Origin of the sequence: Streptomyces sp. NBC_01622 (genome assembly GCF_045209635.1) — a bacterium.
Taxonomy (GTDB): domain Bacteria; phylum Actinomycetota; class Actinomycetes; order Streptomycetales; family Streptomycetaceae; genus Streptomyces.
Window position 1 is genome coordinate 3184320 of the sequence record NZ_CP109293.1, and the last position, 11099, is coordinate 3195418.

Annotated in this window: 13 protein-coding genes; 3 read left to right on the plus strand and 10 right to left on the minus strand. The window is 69.8% G+C overall.

What is annotated here, in order from left to right:
- Positions 1 to 75: 75 nt before the first annotated feature.
- Positions 76 to 747, plus strand: a complete 672-nt coding sequence (locus OH768_RS14160) for a TrkA family potassium uptake protein (RefSeq protein WP_033283949.1) — start codon at positions 76 to 78, stop codon at positions 745 to 747.
- Complete coding sequence (locus OH768_RS14165) at positions 747 to 1424, plus strand: potassium channel family protein (protein WP_406453591.1); 678 nt, start codon at positions 747 to 749, stop codon at positions 1422 to 1424. Before OH768_RS14160 ends, OH768_RS14165 begins: the two co-directional genes overlap by 1 nt.
- A gap of 63 nt (positions 1425 to 1487) precedes the next feature.
- Here the strand turns inward: OH768_RS14165 and OH768_RS14170 are convergent, their stop codons facing one another.
- From OH768_RS14170 to OH768_RS14205, 8 genes are all read right to left on the minus strand, one after another.
- Complete coding sequence (locus OH768_RS14170; RefSeq protein ID WP_406453593.1) at positions 1488 to 2246, minus strand: DUF3159 domain-containing protein; 759 nt, start codon at positions 2244 to 2246, stop codon at positions 1488 to 1490.
- Positions 2247 to 2249: 3 nt separating this feature from the next.
- Entirely contained in the window at positions 2250 to 2648 is a 399-nt protein-coding gene (locus OH768_RS14175; protein ID WP_019072967.1) for an OB-fold nucleic acid binding domain-containing protein, read from the minus strand.
- A gap of 45 nt (positions 2649 to 2693) precedes the next feature.
- On the minus strand, positions 2694 to 3377 hold the full coding sequence (locus OH768_RS14180; RefSeq protein ID WP_406453596.1) for a response regulator: 684 nt from the start codon (positions 3375 to 3377) through the stop codon (positions 2694 to 2696).
- The gene (locus OH768_RS14185; protein ID WP_406453598.1) at positions 3374 to 5950 is read right to left on the minus strand and encodes an ATP-binding protein; all 2577 of its coding nucleotides are present in this window, start codon (positions 5948 to 5950) and stop codon (positions 3374 to 3376) included. Before OH768_RS14185 ends, OH768_RS14180 begins: the two co-directional genes overlap by 4 nt.
- Positions 5951 to 6102: 152 nt before the next feature.
- Positions 6103 to 7278: an alginate lyase family protein gene (locus OH768_RS14190; RefSeq protein WP_406453600.1), complete on the minus strand. Its 1176-nt coding sequence runs from the start codon at positions 7276 to 7278 to the stop codon at positions 6103 to 6105.
- A 157-nt stretch (positions 7279 to 7435) separates the two neighbouring features.
- On the minus strand, positions 7436 to 8188 hold the full coding sequence (locus OH768_RS14195; protein ID WP_406453602.1) for a DUF3710 domain-containing protein: 753 nt from the start codon (positions 8186 to 8188) through the stop codon (positions 7436 to 7438).
- A gap of 1 nt (position 8189) precedes the next feature.
- On the minus strand, positions 8190 to 8711 hold the full coding sequence (dut, locus tag OH768_RS14200; protein ID WP_406453604.1) for a dUTP diphosphatase: 522 nt from the start codon (positions 8709 to 8711) through the stop codon (positions 8190 to 8192).
- The gene (locus OH768_RS14205) at positions 8708 to 9292 is read right to left on the minus strand and encodes a PaaI family thioesterase (RefSeq protein ID WP_406453606.1); all 585 of its coding nucleotides are present in this window, start codon (positions 9290 to 9292) and stop codon (positions 8708 to 8710) included. Before OH768_RS14205 ends, dut begins: the two co-directional genes overlap by 4 nt.
- Positions 9293 to 9350: 58 nt before the next feature.
- On the opposite strand from OH768_RS14205, the gene OH768_RS14210 reads away from it, so the two are divergent.
- On the plus strand, positions 9351 to 9815 hold the full coding sequence (locus tag OH768_RS14210; protein ID WP_406453608.1) for a DUF3093 domain-containing protein: 465 nt from the start codon (positions 9351 to 9353) through the stop codon (positions 9813 to 9815).
- A gap of 9 nt (positions 9816 to 9824) precedes the next feature.
- On the opposite strand, the gene OH768_RS14215 is transcribed toward OH768_RS14210, so the two are convergent.
- Both OH768_RS14215 and OH768_RS14220 read right to left on the minus strand, forming a co-directional pair.
- Entirely contained in the window at positions 9825 to 10742 is a 918-nt protein-coding gene (locus OH768_RS14215; protein WP_406453610.1) for a hypothetical protein, read from the minus strand.
- Between the two features lie 13 nt (positions 10743 to 10755).
- Positions 10756 to 11052, minus strand: a complete 297-nt coding sequence (locus OH768_RS14220) for a DUF4193 domain-containing protein (RefSeq protein ID WP_005481602.1) — start codon at positions 11050 to 11052, stop codon at positions 10756 to 10758.
- Between the last annotated feature and the right edge of the window lie 47 nt (positions 11053 to 11099).

Here is an 11099-nt window from a genome sequence, read left to right on the forward strand (position 1 = left end):
GACGTGTGTACTTTGGCCTCGGTCTGAGACCCTGATGGGGCTGAGCATTGATTTCAGGACACCGGAAGGACGGTCGTGCACATCGTCATCATGGGCTGCGGCAGAGTGGGTTCCGCTCTCGCCCAGACCCTGGAGCAACAGGGGCACACGGTCGCCGTGATCGACCAGGACCCCACCGCCTTCCGTCGGCTGGGCCCGGGATTCGGCGGCCGCCGGGTCACCGGGGTCGGCTTCGACCAGGACACGCTGCGTGAAGCGGGCATCGAGGAGGCGGGCGCGTTCGCGGCCGTCTCCAGCGGTGACAACTCGAACATCATCTCCGCGCGGGTGGCCCGCGAGATGTTCGGCGTCGAGAATGTCGCGGCCCGTATCTACGACCCCCGCCGTGCCGAGGTCTACCAGCGCCTGGGCATCCCCACCGTCGCCACGGTCCGCTGGACCGCCGACCAGATGCTGCGCCGGCTGCTGCCCTCGGGCGCGGAGCCGCTGTGGCGGGACCCCACCGGCGGTGTCCAGCTCGCCGAGGTGCACGCCTCGGCCGCCTGGGTCGGCCAGCGGATCAGCAAGTTGCAGGAGGAGACGGGCGTCCGCGTGGCGTTCCTCACCCGTCTCGGCGAGGCGATGCTGCCCTCTTCGCAGACCGTGTTGCAGGAGGGCGACCTCGTGCACGTGATGATGCGTACGGACGAGGTCGACAAGGTCGAGGCGGCGTTCGCCAAGGGTCCCGAAGAGGAGGGCGGTCACTGATGAGGGTCGCCATTGCCGGAGCCGGCGCGGTCGGACGTTCGATCGCCGGCGAGCTGTTGGAGAACGGTCACGAGATCCTTCTCATCGACAAGACCCCGACCGCGATCTCGGTCGAGCGGGTCCCTCAGGCGGAGTGGCTGCTGGCCGACGCCTGCGAGATCACGTCCCTGGACGAGGCGGCGCTCCAGCGCTGCAACGTGGTGATCGCCGCGACGGGAGACGACAAGGTCAACCTCGTCGTCTCCCTCCTCGCGAAGACGGAGTACGGCGTCCCGCGCGTCGTCGCCCGCGTCAACAACCCCAAGAACGAATGGCTCTTCAACGAGTCCTGGGGCGTCGACGTGGCCGTCTCCACCCCCCGCCTGATGTCGGCCCTGGTCGAGGAAGCGGTCTCGGTCGGCGACCTGGTCCGCCTCCTCCGCTTCAGCCACGGCGACGCGAACCTGGTGGAGCTGACGTTGCCGGAGGAATCGGCCCTGGCCGGCACCCAGGTCGGCGACGTGGAGTGGCCCGAGGACACCTCTCTGGTCACGATCATCCGAGGCACCCGCGTCCTGACCCCGTCCCGGGAGGACTCCCTGGAGGCCGGCGACGAGCTGTTGTTCGTGGCGGCTCAGGCGCGCGAGGAGCAGCTGGAGGACCTGCTGTCGGTGCGCCGGGAGGACGCGGCGAGCTAGCCCGGTTCTACGGCGAAGAGGGCGCTCTGAGATCTCAGGGCGCCCTCTTCGCCGTAGCGGAAACTACGCGTCCCGCCGGTGCCGGCCCTCCGCCGTAGCAGCCGCCGCCTTGCGTTCCTTCTCGGCCTGTTCCTCCGCCTCCATCTCCGCGAACACGTCGATGGGCGCGGGCGCCTTCGCGAGGAAGACCCAGGTGAGCCAGACGGCGAGGAGGAAGGGCGGGATCTTCAACGCGACCAGGACCCAGCCGAGTTGGGCGGTGTTGGCCCACCAGTAGAGCGGGAAGAGGATCGCGCACTTGGCGAGCAGGATCAGGCCCCAGGCCCAACTGGCCTTGGCGTAGGCCTTCTTGCGGCCGGGGTTGCGGGTGCGCCAGGAGAGGTTCTCCTTGAAGACCGGGCCGAGGATCAGGCCGATCAGCGGGACGCCCGCGAGGGTCGTGATGATGTACGCCAGCGCCAGACCCAGTGTGTAGAGCATGCCGGGGAGGTAGAAGTTCTTGGCGTTGCCCGTCATCATCGCGAAGACGACACCGAAGGCCACGCCGAAGACACCGCTGAAGGCATGCTTGACGGTGTCGCGCGTCACCAGGCGGACCACGACCAGGACCAGGGACACGGCGAGGGCGGCGATCGCCGACCAGTGCAGGTCCTTGTTGATCGTGAAGATGGTGACGAAGAGGAGACCGGGCAGGACCGTTTCGATCATGCCGCGCAGCCCGCCGAACGCCTCGAAGAGGGCCGCCTCGGTCACCGCCCGGACATCCTGCTCGCTGTCTTCGGCGTCCACGGTCTCTGTGGTCGGCTTGTCGAGCGACGTCACCGGCTACTCCCGTCCGAGGGGTCTCAGTTCGTATTTCGGGTTGAAGAGCACCCGGCGGCCTCTGCTCATGGAGATCCGGCCGGACGCGATCAGCTTGCGCCCCGGTTCTATGCCCACGATGGAACGCCTGCCGAGCCACACCACGTCCAGGGCGGCGGAGCCGTCGAACAGCTCGGCCTCCAGGGCCGGGACTCCCGCCCGGGGGCGCAGCGTGACCGTGCGCAAGGTACCAGTAACCGTCACGATCTGTCGGTCGTGACAGTCGCCGATCCGGACACAACCCTCGGTCTCGGAGTCCTCACGCAGCTCCTCGGACTCCAGGTCCTCCTGAGAGGAGGACAGCCGGTCGAGCATGCGCCGGAACCGGCCGGCCGGCTTTTCGGAACGGGAGACAGCGCTCATATCTGAAGCGTACCGGGGTCCACCGACAGCAACGTACCCGCGTCGTCAGCGCTCGAACCGGTAGCCCATCCCGGGCTCCGTGATGAAGTGCTTCGGGTGCGCGGGGTCTGTCTCCAGCTTGCGCCGCAGCTGTGCCATGTAGACGCGGAGGTAGTTCGTCTCGGTCCCGTAGGACGGCCCCCACACCTCCTGCAACAGCTGTTTCTGGCTGACCAGCCGCCCGGTGTTGCGCACCAGCACCTCCAGCAGATGCCACTCCGTGGGGGTCAGCCGTACGTCCTTCCCGTCCCGCTGGACCTTCTTCGCGGCCAGGTCGACGGTGAACTCCTCGGTCTCCACCAGGACGTCGTCCTCGCCGCCCCCGGTGGGCTCGGCCCGGCGCACGGCGGCCCGCAGCCGGGCCAGCAGCTCGTCCATGCCGAAGGGCTTGGTGACGTAGTCGTCGGCGCCCGCGTCCAGCGCCTCCACCTTCTCGTCCGAGGAGTGCCGGGCGGACAGCACCAGGATCGGCACCCGGGTCCAGCCCCGCAGCCCCTTGATCACCTCGACGCCGTCCATGTCGGGCAGCCCCAGGTCGAGGACGACCACGTCGGGGTGGCGGGAGGCGGCGAGGTCGAGCGCGGTCTTCCCGTCGGCCGCCGCGTCGACCTCGTACTTCCGCGCCTTGAGGTTGATCACGAGGGCCCGCACGATCTGCGGCTCATCCTCGACCACGAGGACCCTGGTCATGAGACCTGCCTTTCCGGTTGTACGTCTTTCACGTCACGCACGTCTGCTACGGCACTGTCCTCCGGCGCGAGCTCCAGTGGCCTGGCCGCGCGGAGCGTGAGGACCATGGTGAGGCCGCCGCCGGGCGTGTCCTCGGCGTTCAGGGTGCCGTTCATGGCCTCGGTGAAGCCACGCGCCACGGCGAGGCCGAGCCCCACTCCGGCACCGCGCGGGGCGTCGCCGTAGCGCTGGAAGGGCTCGAAGATGCGTTCCTTGGCCTCGTCCGGGACTCCGGGGCCCCGGTCGACCACCCGTACCTCCACCCGGTCTGCGATGGCGCTGGCGGAGACCAGGACGGGTCTGTCCGGCGGGCTGTACTTGACCGCGTTCTCGACGAGGTTGGCGACCGCCCGCTCCAGGAGCCCCGGGTCCACGGCGACCATGGGCAGCGTCTCCGGGATGTCGAGTTCCGCGCTGCCCTCGGGGACCCCGACCAGCGCCATGGGCACCACCTCGTCGAGGTCGATCTCCCGGACGATCGGCGTGACCGTGCCGGTCTGCAGGCGGGACATGTCGAGGAGGTTGCCCACGAGGTGGTCGAGCCGGTCGGCGCCGTCCTCGATGCCCTCCAGCAGCTCGGCCCGGTCCTCCTCGGACCACGCCACGTCGTCGGAGCGCAGGGAGGAGACGGCCGCCTTGATGCCGGCCAGCGGGGTCCGCAGATCGTGGCTCACGGCCGCCAGGAGGGCCGTACGGATGCGGTTGCCCTCGGCGAGCGCGCGGGCCCGGTCGGCCTCCTCGCGCAGGCGTCTGCGGTCCAGTACGACGGCTGCCTGCGCGGCGAAGGCGGCGAGCACCCGGCGGTCGGAGGCGGGCAGCACCCGGCCGGTCAGCGCGAGGGCCATGTGGTCGCCGACCGGCATGTCCACATCGCCGTCCTCGGGCCGCTCCAGCGGCACCCCGACGCCGACCCGGCCCGCGCAGGTCCAGGGGTCGACGTCGCTCTTGCGTTCCAGCAGCGCAACGGACTCCATGCCGAAGGTCTCCCGGACCCGCTCCAGGAGCGCTTCGAGGCTGGTCTCGCCGCGCAGCACGCTGCCCGCGAGGAAGGACAGGATCTCGGACTCGGCGCGCAGTCTGGCGGCCTGCTGGGTGCGCCGTGCGGCGAGGTCGACGACGGAGGCCACGGACACGGCGACCCCGACGAAGATCGCGATGGCGACGATGTTCTTGGGGTCGGCGACGGTCAGCCGGTGCAGCGGGGGCGTGTAGTAGTAGTTCAGCAGGAACGACCCGAGGGCCGCCGAGACCAGCGCCGGCAGCAGCCCGCCGAGCAGCGCCGCCGCGACGGTCAGGGACAGGAAGAGCAGCATGTCGTTGGCGAGCCCGAGATGGATCGCGTTGAGCAGCAGCGCGAGGCCCACCGGCCCGACGACACCGACCACCCACCCCGAGACGATCCGGGCCCGGCCGAGCCGCGCACCCCGGGCCACCGGCAGTCCGCGCCCCTTGGCGACCTCTCCGTGGGTGACGATGTGGACGTCCAGGTCGGGACCGGACTCGCAGGCGACCGTGGCGCCGACGCCGGGCCCGAAGACGTACTGCCAGGTCTTGCGGCGCGAGGAGCCCAGGACGATCTGGGTGGCGTTGACCCCGCGCGCGAAGTCGAGCAGCGCGGCCGGGATGTCGTCGCCGACGACGTGGTGGAAGGTGCCGCCGAGGTCCTCGATCAGGGTGCGCTGCTGGGCCAGTTCCTTCGGGGAGGCGGAGGTCAGGCCGTCGCTGCGGGAGATGTAGACGGCCAGCACCTCGCCGCCGGCCCCCTTCTCGGCGAGCCGCGCGGCCCGCCGTATCAGCGTCCGCCCTTCCGGCCCGCCGGTCAGTCCTACGACGATCCGCTCACGGGAGCCCCAGATCGCCGAGACCTGGTGCTCGCTGCGGTACTCCTGGAGGTACTCGTCGACCCGGTCGGCCACCCACAGCAGGGCCAGCTCCCGCAGGGCGGTGAGGTTGCCGGGGCGGAAGTAGTTGGAGAGGGCCGCGTCGACCTTGTCGGGCTGGTAGATGTTGCCGTGTGCCATCCGCCGCCGCAGCGCCTGTGGCGACATATCGACAAGCTCTATCTGGTCGGCCCGGCGGACGACCTCGTCCGGCACGGTCTCCTGCTGGCGCACCCCGGTGATCGACTCGACGACGTCACCGAGGGACTCCAGGTGCTGGATGTTGACGGTCGACACCACGTCGATGCCGGCCGCGAGCAGCTCCTCGATGTCCTGCCAGCGCTTGGCGTTGCGCGATCCCGGGATGTTGGTGTGGGCGAGTTCGTCCACCAGGGCGACGGCGGGGGCCCGGCGCAGTACGGCGTCGACGTCCATCTCGGTGAAGACGGTGCCCCGGTAGGCCGGCTCCGCGCGCGGGACCTGTTCCAGGCCGTGCAGCATCACCTCGGTGCGGGCCCGGCCGTGGTGCTCCACGAAGGCGACCACGCAGTCGGTGCCCCGCTCCACCCTGCGGTGGGCCTCGGACAGCATGGCGTACGTCTTGCCGACGCCCGGTGCCGCACCGAGGTAGATCCGAAGCTTGCCGCGTCCCATGGCCTCATTGTCTTCCCGTCACACCCGTGTACGCAGCGTCGACTTTACGGCCAATAAGTCCGACAAAAGGGGTGGCGAGCCTGGTCCGGGACGTCTTTGACACAACCCTGATGCCCGCACGGCACCGTACGGGCATCAGGGTTCCGGGCTGTTCAGTTGGGGTTGTCGCCGTGGGTGAGGGTCTCCCAGGCCACGAAGAGGTTGTTGCTGCCGGCCGGGCGGTTGTTGAGGGTGAGCGTCTGGGTGTTCCTCATGGCGATACCCAGGCGGTTGTGCAGCGCGTTGTAGCCGACCTCGGTGACCGGTCCGAGCCCGAGGGTCAGCGACCCGCCGCACAGCCAGCTCGGGACGGCCTCCCCCAGCTGGTACTTGGACTGGAACCCGAGCGCCTGCCGCAGCCGCTCGCCGACGTCGGTGCCGTAGAGATCGGTGCCCTGGATCCGGCTGGTCTCGGCGACGTGCGAGATCGAGGAGAGGCCGTACCCGGTGTGCGTGAAGTCGCGGCACGTCTCCTGGGTGAGCCCGGTGACGAAGGTCGACTGGCCCTGCCAGTAGGCGACGATCTTCGCGGTGGTGTTGAGGTTCTGGCTCGGCACGGTCTTCGGTACGGAACCGTCCGAGGCGAGGTAGATGTACGCGGCCGTGCGCGTCCGGAAGATCGCCATGGCCTTGTCGTACGACGTCCTGTCCTCCAGGAAGACGGAGATGCCGATCGCCGCGTCCATCATCGTCAGCTCCCAGTTCCCGTTGGAATTGGAGCCGTTGATGATCTCGGGCAGGTAGACGTTGCGGAGCATGGTCGCGAAGCGGGCCGAGTTGGTCCAGGTCCCGGTGTACGTGTACTTGATGATCTCGGCGGCCTTGGGCCAGGAGGAGCCGGCCCAGCCGGTCTGCAGGGGCGCGTTGCTGTTGGTGTGGCTGGTGATCGTGGCCGACCAGGCGTCCATGATCTCGATGGCCTTCTGGGCGTAGCGCGCGTCCTTGGTGATGTACCAGGCGAGCGCGTCGGTGTAGGCCGCTATCGCGTCCTCGCGTTCGTCGGTGCAGCCGTAGTTGGGGTTGGAGTACGAGCCGCACTCGACGACGGCTCTGGGCTTCGGGGTCCGGCTCAGACTGGCGTAGGAGCTCGCCATCATCTGGTCGTAGGCGCCCTTCCAGGGCTGGGCGCCGGCGAGGACCTCGGTGCGGGCGAAGTCCAGCTGGCTTTTGGAGACGTCGACTCCGGGATGGACGAAGGTGGCGGGGGCCGCCTCGGCGGTGGGGCCGGGCTGTGCGAAGAAGCCCAGGACGAGTGCGGTGACGACGGAGAGCAGGGCAGCGCGGCGCACGGTGACTCCGTTCTCGTATATGAACAAAGAGCACCCTGATGAACGTGGGCGTTGAGCCGAGACCATAGGTACAGACCAATACGCCGTCAAGAGTGCGCGCACGACGAAGGGCCGCACCCCCGGAGGGGTACGACCCTTTCGTGTCTGTCTGTTCCGGTCAGCGGACCTCGGTGATCTCCGGTCCGCGCTGCAACTGGCCCATGCCGCCGGAGAAGCGGGAACCCGCCTCCTCCTGCTGGACGCCCTCGGGAACCATCTGGGCGTCGTTCGGCAGCTTCAGGACGATCGGGTCGCGGGGCGCCATCGGGCCCTCGCCGCGCACGATCACCGTGTCCCGGAAGATCTGCTCCAGCAGACCGGCCGCCTGCGGCTGCACCGCGCCCTGCCCGGAGATCACCCCGCGCAGGAACCAGCGCGAACCGTCCACACCGACGAACCGCACCACCTGGAAACCGCCCGTGCCGTCCGGCAGCTGCACCGGAACCTGCGCGCGCAGCTCCCAGCCCAGCGGGCCTTCGACCTCGTCGACGATGCCGCCCTGCTGGGTGATGCCGCTGGCGATCTCCTCGCGGACCTCACCCCAGATGCCCTCGCGCTTGGGGGCGGCGAAGGCCTGCAACTGGATGGCACTGTCCTTGAGGACCACGGTGGCGGCGACGATCGCGTCACCCGCGACCTCGACCCGCAGCTCCATGCCGTCGACTCCCGGCACGAACAGACCGCCCAGGTCCACCCGGCCCTCGGCGGGGTCGCCGACCTCCGAGTCGTCCCAGGGTCCGTCGGGGCGGGGCTCCGGTTCGAGCCTCACGCGCTCCACCGCGTCCGCCTCAGTGTCGACGTCGTCGACGACCTGCTCGGCCTCGCTCGCCGCGTCCTCGGCGGCAGTGCCCTTCTTGCGACGTCCGAACACGTCACTGTCCTTCCCGGTCGGATACGACCGAAGCGTATCGATTCCCACCCGTGGTGCCGCCCACGGCGGCATGACCGCCGGTGGACCCGAAGCCCCCCTCGGCCCGCGCCGAATCGGGAAGTTCCGCGACCTCCTGGAAGCGGACCCTCTCGATCTGCTGGACGACCAGCTGGGCGATCCGGTCGAAGCGCTCGAACCGTACTGACTCGTACGGGTCGAGATTCACCACGATCACCTTGATCTCCCCACGGTACCCGGCATCAACCGTCCCCGGGGCATTCACTAGGGCGACACCGCAGCGGGCGGCGAGCCCCGAACGGGGGTGCACGAAGGCCGCGTACCCCTCGGGGAGAGCGATAGACACCCCCGTGGGCAGTACGGCCCGTTCACCCGGCTTCAGTTCCCGGCCCTCGGTGGTCCGCAGATCCGCGCCCGCGTCACCCGGATGCTCGTACGACGGAAGCGGTACGTCGGGGTCGACGCGCCGGATCAGTACGTCCAGGGGACTACGGCCACTGCTCACGGGTTCACCTCGAAGGCACGGGTACGCCGGACCTGGTCCGGGTCGTCCATGGCGGCCCGGATCTCCTGCGGGCGGCCGTTTTCGATGAAGTGGTCGACCTTCACCTCGATGAAGAGGGCGTCGGCGCGCACGGCGACCGGCCCGTCGGGAGCGCCGATGCGTCCCGTGGCGGTCGAGTAGATCTTCCGGCCGGCCACGGCCGTCACCTCGGCCTCCAGGTACAGCACGGTGTCCACGGGCACGGGCCGCACGAAGTCGGTCTCCAGCCGGCCGGTCACCGCGATCGTCCGCAGCAGCCAGTTCAGCGAGCCGAGGGTCTCGTCCAGCGCGCTGGCGAGGGCTCCGCCGTGCGCGAGGCCCGGGGCGCCCTGGTGGGCGGCCCGCACGGTGAACTCGGCGGTGATGGTCACGCCCTCGCCGGCCCGTGCCGCCAGATGCAGCCCGTGCGGCTGGTCGCCGCCACACCCGAAACACTGTTCGTAGTGGGCACCCAGCAACTCACCGGGCGCGGGCGCGTCAGGGTGCCGCACCGGTTTCACGGCGTCGTACGGAGGCCTAAGAGCTGGAGAAGTACCACTCACAGCCGCAGACCTTACCCGCGCGTCGGTGGGTTCCCGACACCGTGCCAAGCTTGGCTTCATGCAGCTTTCCGCCTCCCCCTACGACGAGCGCCTCACCGCCCCCCGTTCGTGGTGGTTCATCTCGTTCCTGGTGGGCGTCTCCTTCGCCCTGATCCTGCTGCCCTTCGGCACCCTGCCGCTGCTCGGCGGCCTGGTCGGCGGCACCGCGTTCGCCGCGGTCACGGCCAGCTCCTACGGCTCGCTCCGCATCCGGATCGTGGGCGACTCGCTGATCGCCGGCGAGGCGAAGATCCCGGTGACGGCCCTGGGCGAGGCGGAGATCCTGGACCCGGAGGAGGCGCGCGCCTGGCGCACCCACAAGGCCGACACCCGCGCCTTCCTGCTGCTGCGCTCCTACATCCCCACGGCACTGCGCGTGGAGGTCACCGACCCGGCCGACCCGACGCCGTACCTGTACCTGTCGACGCGCGAGCCGGAGCGGCTGGCGGAGGCCCTGAAGGCGGCGCAGGCGGCAGCCGCCTAGGGCCGGCCCCTAGCGACCGAGTTCCTTGGGGATCTCGCCCATCCTGAGCGGGTCCGGCGGGGTCTCCAGGGGCGGGAGTTCGGGCAGCGCGTCCCAGGGCACCTGGGCCTTGCGCAGGTCCTTGCGGATGCGCTCGGCGAGCTTCTTGGTGTCCCGGCGGTTCATGGCCGCCCCGACGGCGGCGCCGACCATGAAGGGCATCAGATTCGGCAGGTCGCGGACCATGCGTTTCATGATCTGCTGGCGCAGTTCGCGCTTCATGTGGCCGTTCAGCGCGGCGCTCATGGTCGACGGTTTGGTCACGTCGATACCGCGCTCCCCGGACCAGGAGTTCAGATACGCGGTGCTGCGCTGCCTCAGGTCGCCGGGCGGACGGACGCCGTAGACCTCGTACAGCTCGGCGATCAGCTTCAGCTCGATCGCGGCGACGCCGGTGATCTCGGCGGCCAGTTCGGTGGGCATCGCGGGCGGTACCGGCAGCATCGCCGCGGCACCGATGCCCGCGCCGACGGTCGACGTCGCGTTCGCCGCGCCCGCCACCAGTTTGTCGGCGAGCTGCTCGGGCCCGAGGCCCGGGAACTGCCGCCGGAGCGCCTCAAGGTCCCGTACGGGGATCCGCGGGGCGATGTCGATGATTCGGTCGGCGAGGTACGCCAGGCCCGCCTTGGCCCGGCTGCCGCCCTTACGGACGCCTTCCCTGGTCTTGTCCCGGATCACCGCCGCCCGTCGTCTGGCGACGGGGGCGGCTGCGGGAACGTCCGACGGCACCGGAAGGTCAGCCCGGTCGCCCGCCGGTTCGAGCGAGGCTGATCCCTGTTCGGATGAGCCCCGCTCGTCGTCACGCGCGCCATGAGGGCCGTCGGCCGGCCCTTCGTCCGCCCCCGGCTTGAGGGAGCGGCGCTTCCAGGGTGGGGTCGAGCCAGTCACGGCCGACCCCTCCTCAGTCGCAGTCGCGGCAGATCGGCTGGCCGTTCTTCTCGCGGGCCAGCTGGCTGCGGTGGTGCACCAGGAAGCAGCTCATGCAAGTGAACTCGTCCTGCTGCTTGGGCAGCACCCGGACGGCCAGCTCCTCGTTCGAGAGGTCCGCTCCGGGCAGTTCGAGGCCCTCGGCCGCCTCAAACTCGTCGACGTCCACTGCGGAAGTCGACTTGTCGTTCCTACGCGCCTTGAGCTCTTCAAGGCTGTCCGAGTCGACGTCGTCGTCGGTCTTGCGTGGGGTGTCGTAATCCGTTGCCATGTCGCGCTCTCCCCCTCTGGGTGTCTGCGGTGTCTCCAGCGCACGTA